The organism is Xanthomonas sp. LMG 12461 (genome assembly GCF_009192935.1).
GTDB lineage: Bacteria > Pseudomonadota > Gammaproteobacteria > Xanthomonadales > Xanthomonadaceae > Xanthomonas_A > Xanthomonas_A sontii.
The window spans coordinates 41,729-67,111 of record NZ_NQYT01000049.1; the positions used below are offsets into that span (position 1 = coordinate 41,729).

Annotated in this window: 17 protein-coding genes; 1 reads left to right on the top strand and 16 read right to left on the bottom strand. The window is 71.2% G+C overall.

Annotation, left to right across the window (positions count from 1 at the left end; genetic code table 11):
* Position 1 precedes the first annotated feature (1 nt).
* From CEK68_RS13415 to trpB, 8 genes are all read right to left on the bottom strand, one after another.
* Entirely contained in the window at positions 2-871 is an 870-nt protein-coding gene (locus CEK68_RS13415; protein ID WP_152239668.1) for a DUF3034 family protein, read from the bottom strand.
* The gene (locus tag CEK68_RS13420; protein ID WP_152239669.1) at positions 868-3,240 is read right to left on the bottom strand and encodes an EAL domain-containing protein; all 2,373 of its coding nucleotides are present in this window, start codon (positions 3,238-3,240) and stop codon (positions 868-870) included. Before CEK68_RS13420 ends, CEK68_RS13415 begins: the two co-directional genes overlap by 4 nt.
* The gene (locus CEK68_RS13425; protein WP_152239670.1) at positions 3,237-3,872 is read right to left on the bottom strand and encodes a methylamine utilization protein; all 636 of its coding nucleotides are present in this window, start codon (positions 3,870-3,872) and stop codon (positions 3,237-3,239) included. The genes CEK68_RS13420 and CEK68_RS13425 overlap by 4 nt, the downstream gene beginning before the upstream one ends.
* Positions 3,873-4,095: 223 nt before the next feature.
* Positions 4,096-5,034 carry a 2-oxoglutarate and iron-dependent oxygenase domain-containing protein gene (locus CEK68_RS13430; protein WP_152239671.1) on the bottom strand — a complete coding sequence of 313 codons (939 nt, stop codon included), beginning with the start codon at positions 5,032-5,034 and terminating at the stop codon, positions 4,096-4,098.
* Between the two features lie 117 nt (positions 5,035-5,151).
* Positions 5,152-6,495: a phosphoglucosamine mutase gene (glmM, locus tag CEK68_RS13435; RefSeq protein ID WP_152239672.1), complete on the bottom strand. Its 1,344-nt coding sequence runs from the start codon at positions 6,493-6,495 to the stop codon at positions 5,152-5,154.
* Between the two features lie 142 nt (positions 6,496-6,637).
* A complete protein-coding gene (accD, locus tag CEK68_RS13440) occupies positions 6,638-7,525 on the bottom strand; it encodes an acetyl-CoA carboxylase, carboxyltransferase subunit beta (protein WP_017909810.1) in 888 nt (295 codons plus the stop codon).
* A 339-nt stretch (positions 7,526-7,864) separates the two neighbouring features.
* Positions 7,865-8,668, bottom strand: coding sequence for a tryptophan synthase subunit alpha (gene trpA / locus CEK68_RS13445; protein ID WP_152239673.1), 804 nt, complete (start codon positions 8,666-8,668; stop codon positions 7,865-7,867).
* 146 nt (positions 8,669-8,814) lie between these two features.
* The gene (gene trpB / locus CEK68_RS13450) at positions 8,815-10,032 is read right to left on the bottom strand and encodes a tryptophan synthase subunit beta (protein ID WP_150409858.1); all 1,218 of its coding nucleotides are present in this window, start codon (positions 10,030-10,032) and stop codon (positions 8,815-8,817) included.
* A 97-nt stretch (positions 10,033-10,129) separates the two neighbouring features.
* Here trpB and CEK68_RS13455 point away from each other — a divergent pair, with 97 nt between their 5' ends.
* On the top strand, positions 10,130-11,032 hold the full coding sequence (locus CEK68_RS13455; RefSeq protein ID WP_152239674.1) for a LysR family transcriptional regulator: 903 nt from the start codon (positions 10,130-10,132) through the stop codon (positions 11,030-11,032).
* A gap of 163 nt (positions 11,033-11,195) precedes the next feature.
* Here CEK68_RS13455 and CEK68_RS13460 read toward each other — a convergent pair whose 3' ends face one another.
* The 8 genes from CEK68_RS13460 to CEK68_RS13495 all read right to left on the bottom strand — a co-directional run bounded on the left by CEK68_RS13460 (position 11,196) and on the right by CEK68_RS13495 (position 25,081).
* A complete protein-coding gene (locus tag CEK68_RS13460) occupies positions 11,196-12,293 on the bottom strand; it encodes a toxic anion resistance protein (protein ID WP_225851726.1) in 1,098 nt (365 codons plus the stop codon).
* Positions 12,294-12,335: 42 nt separating this feature from the next.
* Positions 12,336-13,049 carry a hypothetical protein gene (locus tag CEK68_RS13465; RefSeq protein ID WP_226977876.1) on the bottom strand — a complete coding sequence of 238 codons (714 nt, stop codon included), beginning with the start codon at positions 13,047-13,049 and terminating at the stop codon, positions 12,336-12,338.
* Positions 13,046-18,394: a DNA repair ATPase gene (locus tag CEK68_RS13470; RefSeq protein WP_152239675.1), complete on the bottom strand. Its 5,349-nt coding sequence runs from the start codon at positions 18,392-18,394 to the stop codon at positions 13,046-13,048. Before CEK68_RS13470 ends, CEK68_RS13465 begins: the two co-directional genes overlap by 4 nt.
* Positions 18,395-18,516: 122 nt before the next feature.
* Complete coding sequence (locus CEK68_RS13475) at positions 18,517-20,517, bottom strand: hypothetical protein (RefSeq protein WP_026143208.1); 2,001 nt, start codon at positions 20,515-20,517, stop codon at positions 18,517-18,519.
* Positions 20,514-21,194: a DUF1449 family protein gene (locus CEK68_RS13480; RefSeq protein ID WP_017910723.1), complete on the bottom strand. Its 681-nt coding sequence runs from the start codon at positions 21,192-21,194 to the stop codon at positions 20,514-20,516. Before CEK68_RS13480 ends, CEK68_RS13475 begins: the two co-directional genes overlap by 4 nt.
* Positions 21,195-21,427: 233 nt before the next feature.
* Positions 21,428-22,090 carry a phosphoribosylanthranilate isomerase gene (locus CEK68_RS13485; RefSeq protein WP_010342993.1) on the bottom strand — a complete coding sequence of 221 codons (663 nt, stop codon included), beginning with the start codon at positions 22,088-22,090 and terminating at the stop codon, positions 21,428-21,430.
* Positions 22,087-22,860, bottom strand: a complete 774-nt coding sequence (truA, locus tag CEK68_RS13490) for a tRNA pseudouridine(38-40) synthase TruA (protein WP_152239676.1) — start codon at positions 22,858-22,860, stop codon at positions 22,087-22,089. The genes CEK68_RS13485 and truA overlap by 4 nt, the downstream gene beginning before the upstream one ends.
* 217 nt (positions 22,861-23,077) lie before the next feature.
* Positions 23,078-25,081 (bottom strand): FimV/HubP family polar landmark protein, encoded by a 2,004-nt coding sequence (locus tag CEK68_RS13495; RefSeq protein WP_226977877.1) that lies wholly within the window; start codon positions 25,079-25,081, stop codon positions 23,078-23,080.
* Positions 25,082-25,383: the final 302 nt, after the last annotated feature.

The following is a 25,383-nucleotide window of genomic DNA, read 5'->3' on the forward strand; positions in this document are numbered from 1 at the left end:
GTCAGAACGCCACCTGCAGGGAGAGATAGGGCCCGCGCTGGTCGCGCAGGGTGGCGACGTCCCCGAGGTCGGCCCAGGCGCCGACCACGGACACGCGCTTGTTCGGGAACCATGCCACGAACGCATCCGCCCAGGCGTCCTCGCGGGCGAATCCGAGGTTGTCCGGTTTCTGCCGGTATTCCAGGCCCAGCACCCAGGACGGGTCGAGCACCACCGCGACGCTGGCCTCGGCCACCAGCCGGTAGGTATTGCCGCGATCGCCGCCGAACCCGAGCAGCCCGGTCTGGTTGGCGCGGGTGGCGCGCAGGGTGCCGTTGACCAGCAACTGGTAGCCACCGGCCGCGTCCAGCCACAGCTTGGCGGCGCTGAGATAGATGTCGGTGCCATGGTCGGCGCGCGCGCCGATCGCCAACGGCAAGGCGACGTCGCGCAGCCGCTTGTATTGCACCCCCAGCGCCACCTGCGGCGCGGCGCCGTAGATCAGGTCGCCGCCCAGCCGCAGCTTGGCGCCGACCACGTCCTGACCGAGCGCATGCCACGGCAGCGCCAGCCGCCGCTGCAACGTGCCCAGGTCCAGGCGCTGCCGCGCCAGCGACAGCTCCAGGCGGTTGCCCAGGGTCAGCGCCGCCCCCTGCACGTCCAGCCGGTAATCGCCGCTGTCCACGTGCGTGGCGAACAGCACCGCGCCGTCCTGATCGCGCGTGCCGTAGCCGGACAGGGCCGCCCACGGCACGATGCCGCCACCGCCGCTGCCTTCCACGCTGGAGGCGCCGCCGGTGGCCAACAGCCGCCCCTGCCCGGCGCATGCCAGCCCCGGCAGCAAGGCCGCGGCCGCCAGCAGCGCGCGTCGTGGAGAGCGGGGTCGGGTCATCGGGGCGCCTCCTCGGTCAGGGCCGGCGTGGCCGCGCCGGCCGCCGCGCGGCGCGCGCACCAGGCCAGCAGCGCCGGCGCATCCAGCGGCGGCGCGTACAGATAGCCCTGCGCCACGTCGCAGCCGTAGCTGCGCAGCAAGGCCTCCGCGGCGGCGTGCTCGACGCCCTCGGCGACCACCTGCAAGCCCATGTGGTGGCCCAGGTCGATGGTACTGCGCACGATCACCGCGTCGTCGCTGCCCGCGGCCAATTGCAACACGAAGCTCTTGTCGATCTTCAGTTCGTGCACCGGCATGCGCTTGAGCTGCGCCAGCGACGAATAGCCGGTGCCGAAGTCGTCGATGGACAGGCGTACGCCGCAGCGGCGCAGCTGCTGCAGCATGTGCAGGGCGTGCTCGACGTCGCGCATCAGCGCGCTTTCGGTCAGTTCCAAAGTCAGCCGCGGCGCGGCCAGGCCGTGCCGCGCCAGGCAGCCGCTGACGAACGCCGGCAGCCCCGGATCGTTGAGATCCAGCGCCGACAGGTTCACCGCCAGGCCCAGATCCAGGCCCTGGCCGCGCCACTGCGCCTGCAGGCGCATCGCCTCGTCGAGCACGAACTGGGTGAGTTGCTGGATCGCGCCGGAGTGCTCGGCCAACGCAATGAACTCGTCCGGCCCGATCGGGCCGAGCAGCGGATGCCGCCAACGCAGCAGCACCTCCACTTGTTCGACCGCGCCGCGCGCCAGGCAGATCTTCGGCTGGAAGCGCAGCGACATCTCGCCGCGCGCGATCGCCTGGCGCAGGTCGCCGGTCAGGCGCAGGCGGCGCAGATGCTGCTCGTCCTGCCCGTCGCGGTACACGGATGCGCCGCCGCCGTGTTGCCGCGCCTGCTGGCGGGCGATGTCGGCGCGGCGCAACAGGGTATCGGCATCGGCGCCATGCGCGGGAATCAGCGCGATGCCGATGCTGGCGTCGGCCAGGATCCGCGCCTGCGGCAGGCTCAGCGGGTGCCGCAGTTGCGCCAGCAGCTCGTCGGCATAGGCCTCCACCGCGGCGGCATCGGCGTGCGCCAGCACCACCATGAATTCGTCGCTGCCGAGCCGGCCGACCCGGTCCGGCGCGCGCACCGCCTGCTCCAGCCGGCGCCCGGTATGGACCAGCACCTGGTCGGCGAAATCGTGGCCGAAGCTGTCGTTGAGTTCCTTGAAGCGCTCCAGGTCCAGCACCAGCACCGCGGCGGAACTGGCATCGGCCTGGCAGGCCTCGACCACGGACTGCAGGTGCTGCAGCAGCGCCGTGCGGTTGGGCATCCCGGTCAGCGCATCGTGCCGCGCCTGGTGCAGGATGTCCTGCTCGCGACTGGCGATGCGGCGCTGCATGGCGCCGAAGCTGCTGGCCAGTTCGGCCAGTTCGGCACCGGCGTGCAACGGCAGCAGCGCCTGGTAGTCGCCGTGCTGGATACGCCGCGTCGCCGCGACCAGTTGCGCGACCGGACGGCTGACCCCGCGCGCCAGGAAGATCGCCGCCACCAGCGCGGCCAGCGTGGCCACGCCGGCCAGGATCAGGATGCGCAGCTTCAGCAGACGGTACGGCGCGTCGGCGCGGTCCAGCGAGGCCTGCAGCGCGACCATGACCCGGCCGTCATCGGACGCCGGCCGCACCCGCAGCAGGTAGCGCGCCTGCCCCAACTGCAGCGGCTGCGCGGCCGCCGGCGCCAGCGGCGTGCGCCGCAGTTGCTGCTGGAACTGCGCGGCACGCAGCGGATCCAGGGTCGAGGCCAGCACCTGCGGTGCGCCCTGGGTGGTGAAGAAGGTCGCGTCCAGCCCGGTGGTGCCGACGAAATCCTGGCCGAGCTCGTCGCCGGATTCGCCGCCGATCGCGACCCAGCCGACCCGTTGCGGCGCCAGCACCTGCACCAGCGCCAGACGCATGAGGCGCCGGTCCAGCAGCACGATGCCGACCGCACTGCCGTTGCGCTGCGCCTGCCGCAGCAGCGGCTGCACCGCACGCAGTTGCTGCGCCTGCGGCAGCGCCGACAGCCCGGCCAGGAATTGGCCGTCGGCCGACAGCAGCAGCGCGCTGGGCGCGCGCACCCGCGCGGCGTGGTTGCGCAGTGCCGACTGCATGGTCGGCACGTCGCCGCTGGTCACCGCGGCGCGGAAGCCGAAATCGTCGGCCAGCACCGAGGCGGCCTGCAGCAGTTGCTCGTCGCGGCGCTGATCGATGCGCTGCCACACGCGCTCGCCCGTGCGCAGTTCGTCGTCCAGTTGCGCGGCGACGCTGCGCCGGGTCGCCACCTGCACGGCCAGGAACGTCAGCGCCTGGGCCGCCAGCACCACCAGCACCAGCAGCGCGGCGATGCGGGTGTGCAACCGCCACGGCTTCATCGCGTCGGCGCCGTCTGGCTGCGGCGGAACTTGTCCTGCAGCGCGCGGATGCGCGGATCTTCCGGGACGACCGGCGCCGGTCCGCGCGTGGCCAACTGCACCGCCTGGCGCAGCGGCGCGCGCGCTACCTGCAGCGGTTGCGCGTAGCCGGCGCCGCTCAGGCGCGGATGCCACACCCGCAGTTCGTAGGCGCCGGGCGGCACTTCCAGCCGCACCTGCGCGTCGGCGCCGGTCACCGCGAAGTACGGGGTGTCCAGCACCACCACGTAGCCGACCATCCAGTCGTGGATGTTGCAGCCCACCGTGACCAGACCCGCCTGCTCGAAGCGCACCGGCTTGGCGGTGCTGCCTTGGTACAGCGGCAGTTCGAAGCGCTTGGCGGGCGAGAAGGAATAGACCTGGTGGCGGATCTGGTCGCTGTTGGGAAAGCGCACCCAACTGCCGGCCTGCACCGCCAGCACTGCGGGCACGAACTGCGAGTTGACCTGATCCATCGTCGCCGTCGCCGAGGCCGGCGCGGCCGGGCGCGCCGGCGCGGCCGGTTGCAGGCTGACCACGGCATCGGCCAGCGGACCAGCGGCGTCGGCCACAAGCACCGTAACCGGCGTGGCCGCGGCAGGCAGTGCCGCCATCGCGAGCACCACGGCAAGCCAACGGCAGCGGCCCTGCCGCCAGAACGATCCTGTTCGCCTTGTCATCGCACCCTCGCTACGGGCCCGGCTGGCAGCGCCCGGACCTCCCGGACGGCGCGTCGAGGGCGACCTGCAAGCGATATCGGCCGTGAATGGACCCGGCTTGAGGCCGGTCCCGGCCGCCGGGCGTCCCGGCGGCGGCACGCAGCGTTGCGGGCGCGACTTACTTCAGCTTGATCTCGCGCAACCGCTCTTCCAGATACCCCTGCGCGGTGATCGGCTCGGGATAGCGGCTGGGGTTGTCGGCGCTCACGCACGACGGCAGCACGTCGATCACGAAGTCCGGGTTCGGGTGCAGGAAGAACGGCACCGAGTAGCGCGGCTGGCGTGCCTGCTCGCCCGGGGGATTGACCACGCGGTGGGTGGTCGAGGGGTACACGTGGTTGGTGAGGCGCTGCAGCATGTCGCCGATGTTGACCACGATGGTGTCGGCGTCGGAGGTGAACGGCACCCACTCGCCCTGCTTGGACTTCACTTCCAGGCCGGCGGCGCTGGCGCCGACCAGCAGGGTGATCAGGTTGATGTCCTCGTGGGCGCCGGCGCGCACGTTGGGGATGTCGTCGGCGGTGATCGGCGGGTAGTGGATCGGGCGCAGGATCGAATTGCCCGAATCGGTCTTGTCGACGAAGTAATGCTCGGGCAGGCCGATATGCAGGGCCAGTGCCGACAGCACGCGCGCGCCGAGCTGGTCCAGCGCCTGGTACAGGCCGTAGCCGTGGGCGCGGAAGCCGGGCACTTCGCTCGGCCACAGGTTCGGCGGCATCACCGCGCGGTACGGGGAGTCGTCGGAAATCTCGCGGCCGATGTGCCAGAACTCCTTCAGGTCGAAATGCTTGGAGTCCTTGGCGGTCTCCACGCCGAAGGCGGTATAGCCGCGCGCGCCGCCGCTGCCGGGCAGGTGGTACTTGCGCTTGGTCTCCTCGGGCAGGGCGAAGAACGCCTTGAACACGTCGTAGGCCGCGTCGATCTGCGCCTGGGCGATGCCGTGGTTGCGGATGCCGGCGAAGCCCCACTCGCGGTAGGCCGCGCCCAGCTCGGCGACGAAGGCCTCGCGGTCGGTGTCGAAACGGGTGATGTCGAGGGTGGGAATGCGCGCAGTCATGGCAGGAACCGTCATCTCGTGAGAGGAAGCAAACGCCGCGCTCAGCGCAGCAGGCGATACAGCAGGTAGAACGTGACCGCCTTGGCGACGATCACGAAGATGGCAATGGCGATCGACTCACGCCGCGTCACGGACCGCCTCGGCCAGGGCGTCGAGGGTCTGCCGCATCAACGCGGCATCGTCGGCCTCGACCGTGACCCGCACCACCGGTTCGGTGCCGGAGGCGCGCAGGAAGGCGCGCCCGCGCCCCTGCACCGCCGCCTGCGCCGCGGCCAGCGCGGCCTTCACGGAATCGGCCTCGAGCGGGCGCACGCCCGGCTGCAGGCGCACGTTGACCGTCTGCTGCGGCACCTTCTGCAGCCCGGCCAGCGCCTGGCGCAGGGTCTGCCGCGAGCGCTTGAGCACTTCCAGCACCTGCAGCGCGCTGACGATGGCGTCGCCGGTGGTGGCGCGGTCCAGGCACAGCATGTGCCCGGAGGCCTCGCCGCCGAGCACCCCGCCCTGTTCCACCAGTGCCTGGTGCACGTAGCGGTCGCCGACCTTGGCGCGCAGGAACGGCACCTGCAACGCGGCCAGCGCCCGTTCCAGGCCATAGTTGGTCATCAACGTGCCGACCACCGGGCCGTGCAGGCGGCCGCTGGCCTGCCAGCCGCAGGCCAGCACGTACAGCAGACCGTCGCCGTCGACCGGGTTGCCCTGGTCGTCGGCCATCAGCACGCGGTCGCCGTCGCCGTCGAAGGCGATGCCCAGGTGCGCGCCATGCTCGCGCACGTTGGCGGCGAGGTTGTCGATGTGCATCGAGCCGACGCCGGCGTTGATGTTGAGCCCGTCCGGCGCGGCGCCGATCGCGATCACCTCCGCGCCCAGCTCGCGGAACAGCAGCGGCGCGATGTGGTAGGTCGCGCCGTGCGCGCAGTCCAGCACCAGCTTCAGCCCGCGCAGGTCGAAGCCGCGCGGCACGCTGGCCTTGCAGAACTCGATGTAGCGGCCGATCGCCTCGCGCGCGCGCATCGCCTTGCCCAGCCGCTCGGACTCGACCGTGGCGAACGGTGCGTCCAGCGCGGCCTCGATCGCCTGCTCGGTGGCGTCGTCGAGCTTCTCGCCGTGTGCGGAGAAGAACTTGATGCCGTTGTCGTAGTGCGGATTGTGCGAAGCGCTGATCACGATGCCGGCATCGGCGCCGAGGGTGCGCGTGAGGAACGCCACCGCCGGAGTCGGCATCGGCCCGAGCAACTGCACGTTGGCGCCTGCCGCGACCAGCCCGGCCTCCAGCGCCGACTCGAACATGTAGCCGGAGATGCGCGTGTCCTTGCCGATCACCACGGTCGGCCGTGCGGTGCCGCCGGCGACCAGCACGCGGCCCAGCGCATTGCCCAGGCGCATCACGAAATCGGCGGAAATCGCCCCCTGCCCGACCCGGCCGCGGATGCCGTCGGTGCCGAAGTATTTGCGTTGGCTCATGCGCTGGGGAATCGGGAATGGAGAATCGGGAATCGGGAACAGCCGGAGACGTCCAGGGATCGCGACAAGCATGGGCTTGCCGCGCGATGCGACGCACGCGCGACACCACGATTCCCCATTCCCGACTCCCGATTCCCGGCCGTCATGCCGCCTCGCTTTTCGCCGGGGCCGGCTGCCGCATCATCAGCGCCAGCAGCTCGGACAGGCGGTCGCGCAGTTCGCGGCGGTCGCAGATCTGGTCGATGGCGCCGTGCTCGAGCAGGAACTCCGAACGCTGGAAGCCTTCCGGCAGGGTCTCGCGCACGGTCTGCTCGATCACGCGCGGGCCGGCGAAGCCGATCAGTGCGTACGGCTCGGCGATGTTGATGTCGCCGAGCATGGCGAAGCTGGCCGAGACGCCGCCGGTGGTGGGATGGGTCAGCACCGACACGTACGGCAGGCCGGCCTCCCGCAGGCGGCCGAGCGCGGCCGAGGTCTTGGCCATCTGCATCAGCGAAAACAGACCTTCCTGCATGCGTGCGCCGCCGCTGGCGGAGAAGCACACGAACGGCGCGCCGATCTTCAGCGCGGTCTCCGCGGCCAGGGCGAAGCGCTCGCCGACCACCGAGCCCATCGAGCCGCCCATGAAGGCGAAATCGAACGAGGCCGCGACCAGCGGCTGGCCCTTGAGCAGGCCCTGCATCGCCACCAGCGCGTCGTATTCGCCGGTGCTCTTCTGTGAGGCCTTGATGCGCTCGCCGTACTTCTTCTGGTCCTTGAACTTGAGCGCGTCGGTCGGACCCAGGCGCGCACCGATCTCGGTCGGCGCGGTGTCGGCGTCGAACAGCGCGGCCAGGCGCGCGCGCGCGCGGATCGCCATGTGGTGGCCGCACTTCGGGCACACCTCCAGGTTCTCCTCCAGCTCCGGCCGGTACAGCACGGCGCTGCAGTTGGGACATTTCTCCCACAAGCCTTCGGGAACGCTGCGCTTCTTGCTGGGCGTGCTGTCGGTGCGGATGCCCGAAGGCATCAATTTGCTGAGCCAACTCATGCGATGTGACGATCCATTGGGCGGCCGCGAGAGCCGCAGAGGGGCGACAGTCTAACTCGGTCCCCCGGTGGCCTGCAGACGGTGGCGCATGGAGCGGCCAGGCCGGCCGGTACCGGCGCGGCTGCCGCCAGGACGCCTGCTGCGGCCGCGCAACGCGGGACGTGCGGCATCGCCGCCGCCATCCCGCACCGTCGACACGCAAGCGGGGGCCAGCGACGGCGCGTGCCGTCCGACCAACGATGCATGTACCGTATGATCCGCACGCACCACATTTGCGGCATTGCGGCAAAACGCGAACGCCCGCGCAAGGCGGGCGTTCGCACACACACCGGGCGTGGCTCAGCCCGCGTCCAGCGCCTGCCGCAGCGGCACCAGGAACGCCAGGGCCGCCTCGCGCGCGGCCTGCGGGCTGCCGGCCTCGGCCAGCGCCGCGACCAGCGCGCTGCCCACCACCACGCCGTCGGCATCGACCGCCATGGCCTTGGCGCTGGCGGCGTCCTTGATGCCGAAGCCGGCCACCACCGGCACAGGGCAGCGCGCGCGCAACTGGCGCAGGCGATCGCCGGCGGCACGGGTATCCAGCCGGTCGGCGCCGGTGACGCCGGCGAAGCTGACGTAGTACAGGTAGCCGCGCGCCGCCTCGCACAACAGGTCGATGCGCGCGTCGCTGGTGGTCGGCGAGGCCAGCACGATCAGGTCCAGGCCGGCGTCGGCGAAGACCGTCAGGGTCTCGGCCGACTCCTCCGGCGGCAGGTCGACCAGCAGGACGCCGTCCACGCCGGCCGCCACCGCTTCCTCGGCGAAGCGCGCGGTGCCGTGGATCTCCACCGGGTTGAGGTAGCCCATCAGCACCACCGGCGTGGTGGCGTCGTCGCGGCGGAACGCGCTGACCGTCTCCAGCACGTAGCGCAGGCCTGCGCCGCGCGCCAGCGCGCGCTCGGAACTGCGCTGGATAGTCGGGCCATCGGCCATGGGGTCGGAGAACGGCACGCCCAGCTCGATCACGTCGGCACCGGCCTCGACCAGCGCATGCATCGCCGGCACGGTCGCCTCCAGCGACGGATCGCCGGCGGTGAGGAAGGGAATCAGGGCCTTGCGGCCGTGGGTATCGAGTCGGGCGAAGGTATCGGCGAGGCGGTTCATGGGGGACCTATGCGCCCCTCTCCCACCGGGAGAGGGATTGGGGTGAGGGGAAGAGGCGAAGCGGTGCGGAATGTGAGTCCGGGGCTGCGCCCGCACCCGCATCCGGCGCTCCGCGCCATCTTCTCCCGAAGGAGAAGGGTAAAGCGTTACAGCGTCAGCCCCTCGCGCGCGGCGATGGTGTGCACATCCTTGTCGCCGCGGCCGGACAGGTTGCACAGCACCAGCGCGTCCTTGGGCAATTCGCGCGCCAGCTTGATCGATTGCGCCACGGCGTGGCTGGACTCCAGCGCGGCGAGGATGCCTTCGGTATGCGCCAGCAGGTGGAACGCGGCCAGCGCTTCGTCGTCGGTGATGCCCTGGTAGATGGCGCGGCCGCTGTCGGCCAGGAACGCGTGCTCCGGGCCCACGCCCGGGTAGTCCAGGCCGGCGGACACGGAGTGGGTCTCGACGATCTGCCCGTCGTCGTCGCAGATCACGTAGGTGCGGTTGCCGTGCAGCACGCCGGGACGGCCGGCGGCGATCGAGGCGGCGTGGCGGCCGCTGCCGATGCCATCGCCGGCGGCCTCGGCGCCGTAGATCTTCACCGAAGCGTCGTTGAGGAAGGCATGGAACAGGCCGATGGCGTTGCTGCCGCCGCCGACGCAGGCGCTGATCGCATCCGGCAGGCGGCCGTAGTCGCGCAGCATCTGCTCACGCGCCTCGCGGCCGACGATGGCGTTGAAGTCGCGCACCATGCGCGGGTAAGGATCGGGACCGGCGACGGTGCCGATGATGTAGAAGGTGTCCTGCACGTTGGTCACCCAATCGCGCATCGCCTCGTTGAGCGCGTCCTTGAGCGTGGCCGAGCCGGAATGCACCGGCACCACCGTGGCGCCGAGCAGCTTCATCCGGTAGACGTTGATCTTCTGCCGCTCGATGTCGGTGGCGCCCATGTACACCACGCACTCCAGGCCCAGCCGCGCGGCCACCGTGGCGCTGGCCACGCCGTGCTGGCCGGCGCCGGTCTCGGCGATGATGCGGGTCTTGCCCATGCGGCTGGCCAGCAGCGCCTGGCCGATGGTGTTGTTGATCTTGTGCGCGCCAGTGTGGTTCAGGTCCTCGCGCTTGAGCAGGATCTGCGCGCCGCCCACTTCGCGGCTGAGCCGCTCGGCGTGGTAGATCGGGCTGGGCCGGCCGACGTAATGGGTCAGGTCCTTGTCGTAGGCGGCGATGAAGGCCGGATCCTGGCGCGCGGCATCGTAGGCGGCGGCCAGTTCCTGCAGCGGGCCGATCAGGGTCTCGGCGACGAAACGGCCGCCGTAGCGGCCGAAATGGCCGGCGGCGTCGGGATAGGCGTGGAAGTCGCTGACGGGAACAGAGGACATGGCGCAACCGGGGGCAACAGGACAGGCCTGCACTTTAGAGCACACGTCGACGCACAAAAACCGATAAAGTCTGACACGACCTGTCAGGAAAACTCACATGACCAGCCTGCGCCGCCTGCCCTCGCTCAACGCCCTGCGTGCGTTCGAGGCCGCCGCGCGGCTGCGCAGCGTCGGCGCCGCGGCGGCGGAACTGCATGTCACCCATGGCGCGGTGAGCCGTCAGGTGCGGCTGCTGGAGCAGGAACTGGGGCTGCCGCTGCTGCAGCGCGACGGCCGCGGCATCCGCCCGACCGCCGCCGGCACGCACCTGTGCGAGGCCGCCGGCAGCGCCTTCGCGCAGTTGCAGGACGCGGTGGCGGAGTTGCGCCGCCCATCGCGCCCGGCCGCGCTGGTGCTGGGCTGCCCCGGCAGCATCCTCGCCCGCTGGATGATTCCGCGGCTGCAGGCGCTGCAGCGCGACCTGCCGGCGCTGACCCTGCACCTGTCCGCGCACGAGGGCGACTTCGCCGCCGACCTGGACGGCCTGGATGCGGCGCTGCTGCTGGGCCAGGCGCCATGGCCGGCGGACTGGCAGGTGCGCGTGCTGGCGCCGGAGCGGATCGGCCCGGTACTCAGCCCGGCCCTGCCGCAGGCACCGGCCCTGACCGCGGCCGCGCCGGCGGCACTGCAGGGACTGCCACTGCTGCATACGGTGTCGCGCCCGCAGGCCTGGCCGGCCTGGGCCGAGGCGCAAGGCCTGGCGCCGGCACAGTTGCGCTACGGCACCGGCTTCGAGCACCTGTACTACCTGCTGGAGGCGGCGCTGGCCGGAATCGGCGTGGCGATCGCGCCGCAGCCGCTGGTCGCCGACGACCTGGCCAATGGCCGCCTGCTGGCGCCGTGGGGCTTCGTCGACACCGGCGGGCAGTGGGCGCTGTGCGCGCGGCGGGAGCAGCAGGATCCACGGGTGGAGGCGTTGGCCGGGTGGTTGGCCGGCGAGTTGCGGGAGGATCGCGGCTAGGCGTATTGCCTGGCCTGTTCGCTGGCAATTCGCGGCGCAACCGCGCTGTACAGGACGCTTGGCCGCGACGCCTGGCGTGCGCGGGAGTGGAGGTGTCTGTCGCGGCTGAAGCCGCTCTACATGGGTGGGTGGGGCGTCGAGCGCCCATCGGCGGGCGCGCGCGTCAGCCCGGCTGCGCCGGCGCGGCCAGGCGCCGCTGCAGGTCGTCGCGCAGCCGGCTCAGCTCGACCTCGGCGGCGCGCCGCTGCTGCATGCCGTCGCGGTGGATCTCGCGCACCTCCTCCACCGTGGCGATCAGTTGCTCGTGCACGTGGCGCAGCGTGTCCATGTCGATCACCGCGCGTTGGTTGGCGCGCGCCGTGTCCACCGAGGCCTGCCGCAGCAGGTCGGCGTTGCGGCGCATGATGTCGTTGGTGGCATCGTCGATGGCGTTGGACAGCGCCGCCGCGTTCTGCTGCTCGTGCAGCGACAGCTGGATCGCGAACTGGCGCTTCCACGACGGGATGGTGATGTCGCGGACGGTGTTGAACTTCTCGATCAGTTGCAGCGCGTTGGCCTGGATCAGCCGGATCATCGGCAGCGCCTGCTCGGCCGCGTGCTGCATCACCTGCAGGTCGCCGACGCGCTTGTCGAGCAGGCGCAGGGCGGTGTCGATCTCGGCGCGCTGGCCGCGCGCCTGCGGATCGTCCTGGCCCGCCAGCGCCAGGTGCTGTTGCTGCAGTTCGGCCAGGCGCAGCTTGCCGGCAGCGACGTGCAGGCCCAGTTCGCGGCGCTCGGCCTGCACCATCTGGTGCATGCGGTCGAATTCGCCCACGCGCTGGCCGAGGTTGGCCTGCTGCGTGCCGACGTCGCGCAGCAGTTGTTCGATCTGCCGGTTGGTGTCGCTGAACTTCTGCACCAGTTCGTCCTTGGACGCGCGCAGGCGATCGATCAGGCCGCCGATCAGCGGCACCCGCGAGCGCTCGCCGAGCTGGTCGAGCTTGAGCGCGCGCGCGATCCGCACCACTTCGCCGAGCTTGTCGCCGCTGGCCTCCAGGTCGCGGTTGCGGACCTGATCCAGCAACTGGCTGGAGAACGCGGCGGTCTGCGCGGCGACCTCGGTGCCGAACAGGTGCAGGCTGCCGGGCGTGAGTTCGCGCAGGCCCTGCGCCAGCGCCGCGATCTGCGCACGATCGTCCGGCACCAGGCCGAGCGCCTTGAGCTCGGCTTCGTCTGGTTGCAGCGGCAGGCTCTGCGGCGTCAGCGGGTGTTCCTGGGTCATCATGGTTCTCCTTCGATAGCGATTCGCGGCGGCGGCGCAGGCTCAGCGCAGTCTAGCCCGCATGGCCTGCAGTTCGGCCAGGATGTGTTGCTGCGCCTGTGCGGCGCGGGCCACGTGGTCCCTGCCCTGCGCTGCCTGCGGCGTGACGGCGGCTTGGCGCCAGGCCGGCAGCAGCACGTCGCGGATGTTCCTGTAGCGTTGCAGCAGGTCCTCGCCCTGCTGTTGCAGCAACCGCCATTGCGCCGCTTCCAGGCGCCAGGCGGCGGCGAGGCGGCGCAAGTGGTCGAGTCGCTGGTTCCAGGCCTGCGCCAACGCCGGGTCGGGCGTCGGCGCCGCGGCGATCCAGCGCTCGAGCGCGGCCATGCCGGCCTCGGCGACGCCGGCGCTTTCGGCATAGGCCTGGCCCGCGTGCCGCAGCGCCTGGGCATGCGCATCGGCGCGCAGCAGGACCACGCCCAGTTGCGCCTGCAGGGTCTCGGCCTCGGCCTGGCGCTCCAGGTCGCGGCCGAGCAGACGGCCGAGCAGGCTGCTGTCGCGGCGGATCCGCCGCGGATCGCGCGCCTGCAGTGCGTGCTGGATGCGCTCCAGCTCCTGCACCAGTGCCGCGCCGGCGTCCGGCGCGGCGGCGCGCGCGGCCAGCGCCTGTGCGACCGCCTCCAGCAGCGGCGCCGCGTAGCCGGACGCGGCCTGCGCGTCGTTCGCCGCGGGCGGCGACACCGGCGGCTCGGGCAGCGCAGGAGCGGCGCGCGCGCTCACACCGGGCCGGGTTCGGGATCGTCGCTGCGCGCGGCGCCCGCGTCGCCATAGAAATGCCGCGCCAGCGCTTCGTCGAGCTGGCGTTCGGCCAGCGTGCGCGGCCGCCGCACGCGCGGCTCCGCTTCCGGCGCGGACGGCTCGCGCAACGACGCGCGCAGCGCCTCTGCCAGCGCGGTCAGCGCCTGCCCGGCCTGCGCCTGGCCCTCGTGCGAGCGCGCGAGTGCGTCCAGCAAGGGCTGCAGCGCGGGCGTGACCGATGCTTCCGTCTGCGCAGGCGCGGCCGGCGTGGCCACGGGCGTGGCGGGCGGCGCTTCGCGCTCGCGTTCGGCCAGCACCTGCCGCAGCAGCGCAAGAAGTTGCTCCCAGCGTGCCGGTTCCGGACTCGGCTCGGCACGCAGCCCCTGCAGGCCGCCTGCGATGTCCGCCAACTGCGCCACCATGCGCCCGCCGACATCGGCCTCGTCGGCGCCCATCGCCTTGTTGCGCAGGAAGTCGCGCTTGATCTGGTCCCAGCGCGCCTGTTCCTCGGCGCCCATCGCGCCGCGCAACTCGGCCAGCTTGAGCAGGTTCTCCTCGGCGCCGCTGGTCAGCAGTTGCGCCTCGCCCAGGTAGTGGTCGGAGATCAGCTGCTGCAACTCGGCCTCGTTCATCACCGGCGAGACCTTCTCCGCCAGCTTGTTCATGTTGCGGTAGCTGCCCTGCAGCCGGAACGGCGGCTCGGTGCGGTAGCGATCGTCCTGCGCGGCGCTGGCGATGTACTGCTGGTTGACCTTGTACACCACCTCGCGCACGCGCAGCAGGCGCTGCAGCGTGGCCACGATCTCGTTGATCTCCGCGCCGCTGTAGGCATGGCTGAGCGCGTTGCTGGAGATCTCCTTGCCGCGCGCGCGATCCACCAGCAGGTACAGGTCCGCCAGCTCGCGCGTGGCCAGCGGCGCGAGCACCGGATTGGAGGTGAGCGCGTTCTCGATGTAGCTGAGCAGGAACGCCTCCTCCATGCCGCCGAGCACGTCGCCCAGGTTGTAGATGTCGGCGCGGTTGGCGAGCATGTCCGGAATCTTGAACACCTCGCCCGACTCGGTGTACGGATTGCCGGCCATCACCACGCAGAACTTCTTGCCGCGCATGTCGTAGGTGCGCGTGCGCCCCTTCCACACGCCCTCGATGCGGCGCGTGCCGTCGCACAGCGAGATGAACTTCTGCAGGAATTCCGGGTGCGTGTGCTGGATGTCGTCGACGTACAGCATGGTGTTGTTGCCCATCTCCAGCGCGAGATTGAGCTTGAGCAATTCCTGTCGCGCGGTGGCGTCCGGCGCCTGCGCCGGATCCAGCGAGCGCACCGCGTGGCCCAGCGCGGGACCATTGATCTTCATGAAGACCAGGCCGAGCCGGCTGGCGACGTACTCCATCAGCGTGGTCTTGCCGTAGCCGGGCGGCGAGATCAGCATCAGCATGCCCATCAGGTCGCTGCGCTTGTTCTCGCCGACCGTGCCCATCTGCTTGGCCAGGTTGTCGCCGATCACGCCCAGGTAGACCTCATTGATCAGCTTGTTGCGCACGAACGAGGACAGCGGCCGCGGCTTGAACTCGGACAGGCGCAACTGCTCGCGCTCGCGGGCGATGACCTGCTGGCGCAGTGCCTGGTACTGGCGGAAGCCGGGCACGAACACCTGCTCGTGGTGGCGCAGGCGCGCCAGGAAATCGTCGATGGCCAGGCGCAGGCGCCCGCCTTCGATACGCGGATGTTCGCCGAGCAGGCCCTCCACCGTGGCCATCAACGCCACCTCGCTGGCGCGGCTGCGCAGCCGCGGCGCCAGCAGCGCGATCGCCACCGCCTCGGGCGCGTAGCCGGCGTGGACCGCGAAGCGCGGATCGTGGCACAGGCCCTGCACCCACTGGCTGGCCTGCGTCCAGGCAGCGCCGAGCTTGCCGCGCACGCGTTCCAGGCCTTGCTCGAACTGCTCGCGCAGCCCGGCCTCGGCCAGCCGCGCATGCAGCGCATCGAGCAGTTCCCGCGCATGCCGGCTGAACGGAAAAGTCGGTTCGCCCTGCGCCAGTTCGGCCGCCAGGTAGGCGGCGGCCGCCCGCGCCTGGGCGGCATCGAACGCAAGCCCTGCGTCCTCGGCGAAGCGCTGCATGGCCTGCGCCATCTCGGCCTGCAGCGCGTCGCGGCCGTCGCGCGCGCCGAACAGGCGCGCGATCGCATCGACGCCGGCCTGGCGCGCGACCCACGCGGCCACCTCCTCCTCGCGCTGGCGTTCGGCCCAGAACGCCAGCGCCAGCGCGCGCGCGGCCGGGGCGTGCATCAGCGTGCCCGCGGCCTGCTGCAAGGGCAGCAGCGCCTGCAGGATGCGCGTGGCGTCGTGGTCGTGGATGCCGCGCTCGTAGCCCTCGCGGTAGCGCGGCGCGGCGAAGTCGCGCACGCTGCGCGCCAGCGCGTCGGGCGTGGCCGCCAGTTGCGCCAGCGCATCCAGGCTCAGCCCCTCCTCGCCCGCCAGCGCCGCTTCCAGCATGCGCCCGGCCAGGTATTCGCCGCGGTACAGCGTGGGCGATTCCGAATCCAGCGCCACCTGCCAGTAGGCGCGGGTGGCGTCCAGCGCGGCGTCCTGCAGCGGCTCCAGGTAGTCGGTGCCGGTCAGATGCAGCGCCAGTCCGTCCTCGCGCGGCAGCAGGGTCAGGTCCAATGCTTGCGTGTTGACGCTGAAGCGGTGCCGCGGACCCAGCCGCACCACGTTGCCGCCGGCCTCGAACAGCTCGCTGCGGTCGCGCAGCGCGCGCACCGCCTGGTCGCGCACGCCCTTCAGCCGCGCCTCGACGTCGTCGGCCTTGACGTTGTCGCGGTAGCCGCGCAGCCGCTCGGCCAGCTCGCGCAGCTTGAGAATCAGCGGGTCGCCGGCGAAGAAGGCGTTGAGTTCGTCGGCGTTGGCGAAGCGCTCGGTGCGCCGCGGCAGGCCGTCGAGGATGCGCGAGGCCGCGTCCAGCAAGGAGCGCGCCTTGCGCTGGCGGTCGTCGAGCAAGGCCTGCTTGTGCGTCTCGAACGCCTCGACCAGTTCCTCGCGCTTGCTGAGGATGTCGCCGAGGAACTGCTCGTGCTCGCCGAACTGGCTCTCCAGTTCCTCCAGTTGCACCATCAGCCGCGACAGTTGCTCGTCGGCGCGCTCGGGATCGGAGGACAGCGCCAGCGCGCTGGTGATCGCCTGGCCGAACAGCGCGAACTGCGCACCGAACTGGGCCACGGTCTCGGCCGAACCCAGGCTCTTGCGGCGCTGCTCGGCACGCGCGCGCGCCTGGTTGAGCCGCGCGTAGACTTCGGACAGGGCCTCGACCACGCGGGTGCGCTCGGTGGCGTCGTCGACCTTGAGCCCGGCCATCAATTCCGACAGCAGGTCCAGATCGGCCGACATCGCCTGCATCGCCTGCACCTGCTCGGACAGCCCGCGCGCGGTCGCCGCCGCCTGCGCCGCCGCGTCCAGCTCGGCCAGGCGCGCGTGCAACGGCGCCAGCGCGCTTTCGCTGCCGAGGAAACGCCCGGTGGCGGCGCCGACCGTGTCGTGGGCCTGCTGCAGCGTCGCGCCCATCGCATCGATCGCATCGGTGTCGATGTAGCGGTACTCGCGGATGGTCAGCAGATGGCCGCGCTGCGCGGCGATGGCGTTGAGCGGTTCGACGAACTCCTGGATGCTGCTCCAGTTCTCCGGCTGCAACCGCGCCAGCAGCGCCTTGTGCGCGGCCGTGGCCTCGGCCATCGCCTGGTCGGACTGCTGGCGGATCGACAGCACCTTTTCGTATTCGTCCAGCACCGCCTCGCCGGTGGCGCTGATGCCGCGCAGCACGCCGGCCAGGTCGCCGCAGTGCGCGTCCTCCAGCCAATGGTGCGCGTCGAACAGGCGCCGCGCGTCCTCCACCAGCAACTGGTAGCGCTGCACCGACACCTCGTCGCGGTCGATCGCGCGCGCCAGCCCGAACAGGCTGGAGATGCCGCGCACCAATTCGGCATTGCCGATGCGGCCGAGGAAGGTATTGCTCGGCGGGCGCCTGGCGGCGAACTCGTCGCTGCTGAAGGGAGTCTGCCAGACCTGCATCGGATGGATCCGGGTCGGCTCGCTGCCCTCGGCATGGAACAGCACCATGCGCCCGTCCTGCAGCAACGCGTAACCATGGCCGAACACCGGGTTCTGCAGCGCGCGGCGGATGGTGTTGTAGACGAACAGCGCGGACTTGCCGCCCTCGCGCTCGTAGAAGATGTACAGCACGTCCTCGCCGTTGGGCGAGCGGATCGCGCGCTTGAACTGCATCCCGTCCATCGCCGCGTCGAACGCCTTGTGATCGCCGTTCTGCAGGTAATAGCCGCCGGGAAAAATGATGCCGTGGTCCTCGGGCAGCTGCACGCAGGCCTGCACGATGGCGTCGTTGCGCACGATGCGGCCGCTGAGCGTGTTGTAGATCAGCCCGCGCCACTGCGTCTCGCGATACGGCAGCACCTTGAGCAGGACCAGGCTGCCGACCCGCGCGAAATCGAACTGCGCATCGTCCAGCGACTGGGTCTTGTCCTCCACCGGCTCGCTGTAGATGCCCTGTCCGGTCTCGGTGTTGTTCTCGACCTTGATGGTCAGATCGCCGCCGATGGTCTCCACGAACAGGGTATCGAGGATGTTCAGATGCGAATGGCGCCCGTTCACCGCCATCTCGCGGGTGGCGCGGGTCCATTCGAAGTCGAACGGCGGCGGCAGCGCGATGTCGCGTTCGCCGCGCGCATCGATGTAGGTGAGCGCGCCGTCGCTGTCCTGCGCCCAGCGGAATACGCGCACGTCGCTGCTGCGCTCGCCGATCTGGAACGCCGCCAGCAGCTTGCCGCCGATGACGATCAGTTGCAGCAGCCGCGCGTGCTTGTAGTAGGCGTACAGCTCGCCGAAGTCGTGCACGAAGCCGGCCTGGCCGAGGAAGCTGCCGGCCAGGTCGATCGGGCTGACGTCGTAGCCGTCAGCGCCCTCGACCAGCCGGTACAGCCCGAACACGTCCTGCACGCGGGTCTGGTTCTTGAGCCCGAGGAACACGTTGTAGCCGAACAGCAGCAGGTCCGGCCCGACCTGCACGATGTCGCGGCCGACGCAATTGTGCTCGGTGCGGATGCGGAAGCGGCCGTCCACCTCGAGACGGCTGTCGCCGAACTCCTGCAGGCGCTGCCGGTTGAGCGCCTCGACCGCGTCCTGCAGCCGCGCGCCCTGCTCGACCAAGCGCTTGCGCAGCACGTCGTAGGCGCCGCCCTGGGCGACCGCCTGGTCGACCTGGCTGGGCGCGTCGCCCTCGGGCTGGGGATCGGTCTGGGGTTGGGGAGGTGTTGCCATCGTCGCGGCTCCTGCCGGCTTGCGGGGGATCGGCGCATCGCGCCGCGCGCCCGCCACGGGTTGCGGCGACGCGCCACCGTCGCCGGCCGCGCGCCGCCTGCGCACTCAGTCCAGTGCCGCGCTCAAGGCTCGGCGACGGGCAGTTGGCCAGCCGCGTCCGGCGCCAGCCGCGACGGCGCCGCCGCGCCGCGCTGCACGCCGAGATAGCGCTGCATCAGGTCCTGCACGATCGGGCTCTTGTCGGCCAGGCCTTCGATCGACTTGCCGAGCGAGACCGCCTTGATGAGGTTGTCGAACATGCCGCCGTCGCCGCCGACCAGGTCGATGTCGGCATTGCGCAGGGCGCTGGCGATGACCTCGGCGTTCTCCTTGGACACTTCCTTGCCGGCCTCGATCGACGCCAGCGCCTGCTTGAGGCTGTTGTCGAGCAGCATCCGGAATTCCTCGTGGCCGCGCGCGCTGTCGCTGAGCGCGCCGATCGCCTCGAACTTGCGGGTCAGGCCGTCGGCCTCGGCCAACAGGCGCTTCTCCACCACCACCGCCTCGGCCATGCCGATCGACTCGGCGGCGCTGGCCTTGGCCTTGCCCATCTGCTCTTCGCCCTGCGCCTTGGCCTGCAGCGTCTCGGCCAGCACGCGCGCCTCGTTGCTGCCCTGCTTGAGGCTGGCATCGGCCTTGGCCTCGATCACCCGCGCCTCGGCGATACCGACCTTCTCGATCGCCAGCGCCGAGGCTTCCTTGACCTGCGCGTCGGCCAGACCGGGCGCGGCCTTCTCGGCGCGGATGCCGTCGGCGAGCAGCTTCTTGGCTTCGGCCTGCTTGCCGGCGGCCTCGTGTTCGGCCTGCGCCAGGGTGGTCAGTTCGACCGCGCGGTGCTTGGCCGCGGTCTCGCGCGCCTGCGCGTCCTTGACCTGGCGCACCAGCAGTTCCTGCGCCTTGGCCTCCGCTTCCAGGATCGTGACCTGCTTGAGCCGGTCGGCCTCGGCGACCTGACGCACTTCCTTGATCCGCTCCTCTTCCTGCGCCACGGTCTTGTCGATGGCGATGCGCTCGCGGGTGATGTTGGCCACGTCCATCTTGCCGTTCTCGACCACCTTGTCGCGCTCCACGCCCTGCAGCTGCACCTCGCGATCGGTGGTGACCTGCTCCAGCTGGCGCGCACGCGCGACCCGCTCGACCTCGATGGCCACCGCGCGCTGGCGGTTCTGTTCGGCCACCTCGACCTCGCGCAGGCGGTTCTGCTCGCGGATGTCGATCAGCTGCTGCGCCTCGATGCGCGCGTTCTCCGCCAACTGGCGCTGCTCCTCCTGCACCTTCAGCGTCTCGGCCTGCTCGCGCGCGCGGATCGTGTCGACCTCGCGCTTCTGCCGCGCCTCGGCCTCGGCCTGCTGCCGCTCCAGCGCCAGCATCGCCTCGCGCGCCTCCACGTTCTTCTTGGTGATCGCCAGCTTCGCGTTCTGCTCCAGCTCGTTGGTGACCACGTTCTGGGTGCCGGTGAGCTCGGTGATCTTGCGGATGCCCTCGGCGTCGAGGATGTTGTGCGGATCCAGCAGCGCCTTGGGCGTCTGCTCCAGGTAATCGATCGCCACGTCCTCGAGCACGTAGCCGTTGAGGTCGTTGCCGATCACCGCGATGATCTCGTCGCGGAACTCCTGACGCTTCTCGAACAGCTCGGTGAACTCGAACTTCTTGCCCACCGTCTTGAGCGCCTCGGAGAACTTGGCGTTGAACAGTTCGTCGACCGCGTCCTTGTCCGAGGCGCGGTCGGCGCCGATCGCCTTGGCCACGCGCAGCACGTCGGCCTGGGTCTCGTTGACCCGCAGGTAGAACGCCACGGCGATGTCGGCGCGCATGTTGTCGCGGCAGATCAGCCCTTCCTTGCCGCGGCGGTCGACCTGAAGGGTGATCAGGCTGATCCGCATCAACTCGGCGCGGTACAGCACCGGCACGATCAACGCGCCGGTGAAGTGCACCTTGGGCGTGGCGCTCATGTCGTTGACGATCAGCGCTACGCCCTGATCCACCTTGCGGTAGAACGCGCGGAACAGGCCGGCCAGCCCCAGCAGCAGCACCAGCAGGATGCCGACGCCGATCAGAAACGGCGCCATCGTCGCAAAACTCATCGGTGGATCTCCTTATCGCCCGCAATCAGGCTGTGTGGAAACGGCAAACCCGGCAGATCCTGCTCGCGGGCGATCAGATAGTGGTTGTGCGCCTGCACGTAGTCGACCAGCACCACGCGCTCGCCGCGCGGATAGACCTGGCCGGCCTGGGCACGCACCTGCAGGACCAGGCCGGCGCCGCCATCGTCGACGGCGGCGTAGCCGGAGTCCGCGTCGGCACGCGGCGAGGCGACGACGCCGACCTTGCCGAGCAACGACGTCTGCGCCACCGGCCGCAGCCGCAGCAACAGCCGGCGCAGCGGCCGCAGCATCCAGGAGGTCAGCGGCAGCGCAGGCAGCAGGGCCAACAGCGCCACGCCGCTGCCGATGCCCCAGCGCAGGCCGGCCGGCAGGGACTGCAGCAGGAACAGATGGACGAAATAGGTGCCGAGCCAGCCCCAGAACGACAGCAGCGCCACCACCAGCATCACCGGCGCACCGCCCAGGCCCAGCCGCGCGAAGACGGCGGACACGCCGTGCAGGCCATGGTCGGCGCCGTCGACATGCAGATGCCCGTCGGGCGCGGCATGGTCGCCGATGCCGAAGGCGGCCAGCGCCCAGTAGAGCGCGGAAAATGCCAACAGGATGCTGTACGGCAACGTGGGAAATCCCAGTGCGACGTTCAGGAACTCGGCCATCCCCTCATCCTTGCTGTGCCGTGACGGCGCGCCCCATCATGGGCACGCGTCATCCCGCCGGCCTGCGCGCACGGCGCGCGGCGGACCGCCGGCAGGTTCTAGAGCCGGATGATACGTGAAAGTCGCGGCGGTTGGCCCGCGGCGCGGGCCGATGCGGCGGCACCTGCGGCGGCCGGCGCGGGCCCGGACCCGGCAGCGGGCTGCTCCCGGCGGCGCGTGCCAGCCGGCAGAGCTCAGCAGTTGGTGTTCAACTCGTGGCAGTCGGCGCGGCGCACTTCCTCGACGAACTTGCGCATCTTGTGGCCGTCCTTGATCCCGGGCTGGCTCTCGATGCCGCTGGACACGTCCACGCCCCACGGCAGGGTGCCGATGATCGCGTCGAACACGTTGTCGCCATTGATGCCGCCGGCGAGCAGGAACGGCCGGTGCAGGCCGGTCGGCAGCCGCGACCAGTCGAAGGTCTTGCCCGAACCGCCGCTTTCGCCGGGCGCGTGGCTGTCGAACAGGAAGCCGGCCGCGTTCGGATACTGCAGCTGCAGGGTGCGCGCATTCACCTCGCCGCCGCCCATCGGCACCGCCTTCAGGTACGGCAGGTTGAAGCTGCGACAGAAGCCGTCGTCCTCGTCGCCATGGAACTGCAGCAGGGTCGGACGCACCGTACGCAGCACCTCGCGCACCTCGTCCTTGGGGTTGTCGCGGAACAGCGCCACCACGTCCACCATCGGCGCGGCGGCCTGGCGCATGGCCCGCGCCTCGGCCGGCGCCACTCGCCGCGGGCTGCCATGGGCGAACACGAACCCGATCGAATCCACGCCCAACTCGCCTGCCAGGCGGATGTCGCCGGCGCGGGTCATGCCGCAGAACTTGATGCGGGTGCGATACAGCGTGCGATTCATAGCGTGACCTCGTCCGGAAGCGTCCAGTGGGCGGGATAGAGGGGACCGACGAACACCAGGCCCTGCGGCGGTGCCGTCGGACCAGCGACGCGGCGGTCGCGTCCCGCGAGCAGTTCGCCAATCCAGGACACCGGCTTTTCGCCCGTTCCCACCATGACAAGGGAACCAACGATATTGCGCACCATGTGATGAAGGAATGCATTGGCCTGGACCTGGATCTCGACCAGCTCGCCGCTGCGGCTCACCGCGATCGACTGCAGCTCGCGGCGCGCGTGCAGGGCCTGGCACTGCACGCTGCGGAAAGCACTGAAGTCCTGCTCGCCCAGCAGCGCCTGCGCCGCCGCGTGCATGGCGTCGGCCTGCAGCGGCCGCCGCTCCCAGCTCAGGGTCTGCCGGTACAGCGCCGGGCGCACCTGGCGGTTGAGCAGGCGGTAGCGATAGCGGCGCGCGCGGGCGGAGAAGCGCGCGTGGAAGTCGTCGGCCACCGGCACGCACCAGCGCACGCACACCGAGGGCGGCAACCGCGCGGTGGCGCCCAGCATCCAGCCGCGCGGCGGGCGCGGCGCGCCGCAATCGAAATGCACCACCTGGCACTCGCCGTGCACACCGGCATCGGTGCGGCCGGCGCAGACCACGCTCACCGGGGCGTCGGCCACCGACGACAGCGCCGCCTGCAGCGTCGCCTGCACGCTGGGGCCGCCACTCTCGCCGAGTTGCTGCCAACCCTGGAATTCGCTGCCGTCGTACTCCACGCCTAGCGCGTAGCGCATGGCGACCTCCACTGCAGTGCGGCATCGGCGCCGGCGCGCGCTGCGGCCGACGCGTGCATGGGCCAGCGCGGGGCGCCTGCAACGCCGCAGCACTGCATCTGCCAGTCCCGGAACGCGCCTTCGGCGTGCGCCCGCCGCCCAGGGACACGCTGCCGCAGGGCCGTCCCGCTCCAGGCCGGCCGGCCGCGGCGAGCGCGCCGCGCGCCGCCTGCTGCCATCAGTCCAGCCGTCCCAGCAATTGCAGCGCCTCGGCGCGTGCGGCCGGATCGCCACTGGCCGCGACCTCGGTCAGCAGGGTACGTGCCGTCTCGTTGTCGCCCAGATCCATGTACGCCACCGCCAGTTCCAGCCGCTCGCGGCCCGCCGGTGGATACGGCGACGGTGCTTCGGCCGGGGCCGGGGCCAGGGCCGGCGCGGCAGGCTGATGCCAGGTCGGCTCCTGCCGGCCGCCGCCGGCGTCCTTGTCGGCATGGGCGTCGCCGCCCGGCACTGCGACCACCGGCGACGGCTGCCGCCACGGCGCCTCGGCAACCGGCTCGGCGGCCGGTGCGGCCTCCGGATGGGCATCGGACACGCCAGCGGAATGGTCGTCGTCGTTGTCCGCGGACAGCGGCGCATCGGCCGGCGCCTGCCGCAGCGACTGCTGCGCCAGCACCCGCTCGAAGGCGTCGTCGTCGAGTGCGGTGTGGTGATCGGCGTGATCTGAGTGATCGGCGGCAGCGTGGTCGAGATGGTCGGCGCGCTCCCACTCTTCCAACGCCTCGTGGTCGCGGGCGACCGCCTCCTCCTCGGCCAGCGGCTCGGCCGGTTCCAGCGGCGGCAGTTCCGGCGCATCGACATCGCGGTGCGCGACCACCGGCACCGCGGCGCTCGCCGCCAGCGCGGCATCGTCGTCGCGCGGCAACGGCGGCAGCGGCGAGGGCTTGCGCCGGCGCGACAGCAGCCAGGCACCGAGGCCCAGCACCAGCAGGCTCAGCCCGCCCCACAGCCACAGCGGGAACCCGTCATTGGCCGGCGCTTGCGCGGGCGCGGCCGCTGGCGCCGCCTGCCCGGCCTGGGCCAGGCGCTTCTGCGCCGCAGCCAGGTCGCTGTCCTTCAACGCGATCAGTTGCTGCTGCTGGGACTTGAGCTTTTCGAGCTGCTCCACCCGCGAACGCAGTTCCTGGACCTCGGCATCGCGTGCCGCCAGGTCTTCGCGCGCCTGCTGCAATTGTTGGGCTGCCACCATGTCTCCTTCGTCGCCGGCACCGGTGCCGGACTTGGTTCCCGCCTCGCGGCGCGTCGCCGGCACCGCCGGCGCGATTTCCAGGCGTGCGCCAGCGGCGGCGGTCGGCGCCGCTGCGGCCGGCTTGGGCGCGGTCTGCGCCGTCGCCGCATCCTGCTGCGCCTGTGCCGGCTGCGGCACCGGCGCACGCGCCTGGCGCCATTGCGCCGCCTGCTCGCGCACCACCGCCTCGGCGGCGGCGGCATCCAGGCTCGCCAGATCCTCCTCGCGCGGGGTGCGCAACACCGCGCCCTGCTTGAGCAGGTTGAGATTGCCGCGGATGAAGGCGTCCGGATTGGCGCGCAGCAGCGCGACCATGGTCTGGTCCAGCGAATGACCGTTGCCGCGCGCCAGTTGCCCGGCGATCTGCGACAGGGTCTGCCCGGCGCGCACCGGCGCCAGCGCATCGCCGGGCGCGGCCGCGGGGGCCGGCGCCGGACGCGGCGTGGCGCCCGGCCTGGCGCTTGGCGTCGCCGGCGTGGCGGCGGCTGCAGGCGCTGGCGCCGCGGTGGACGTTTCGCGGGCGATGCGGTCGGACGGCTGCGCCGCGGCCGGCGCATCGATCGCCGGTGCATCGATCGCGGCGGCGGTGTTGGGCGCATCGATCAGCGCGGAGTATTCGCGGATCAGCCGCCCCTGGCCCCAATCGACCTCGATCAGGAAGCTCAGCGACGGCACATCGACCGGCATGCGGCTGCTGACCTGGATCACCGCGCGGCCCTTGCGGGTCTGGCTGAAGCGGAACTGCAGATCGCTGACCAGGCCCTGCGGGCGCTCCAGCCCGACCCGCGCGAAGGTCGCCGGCGAGGCCAGCGCCACCCGCGCCCGCTCCAGTTCGCCCGGCTCGTTGGAGATCACCGGGATCTCGGCCAGGAACGGCTCGCCCGGCTTGGACAGCACGCGGATATCGCCCAGGCCCAGGGCCAGCGCGGCCTGGCTGCAGGCCAGCAGCAACAGCGCCGTGGCAGCGCGACAGACATGGCGCAGCCCGCGCACGGCGGACACCGCATCGCCGCGATGGCGACGGAACAAACGTGGTTGTAGGCGCATCCCGCCCCTGCCCCTTGGAATCATGCGTGCAATATATAGGAAGCCGGGACCGGGGACCCGGGGTCCGGAAAAGCCGAGACAGGGACCGCGTTGCTGGTGCACCGCTGAAATCCACGACGCAAGAACACCCTGCAGCAGGAAAGCCCAGGCACGCCACTGTGGGAGGGACTTCAGTCCCGAGGCGAGGTGCGGCCGCTGTCGGGACCGAA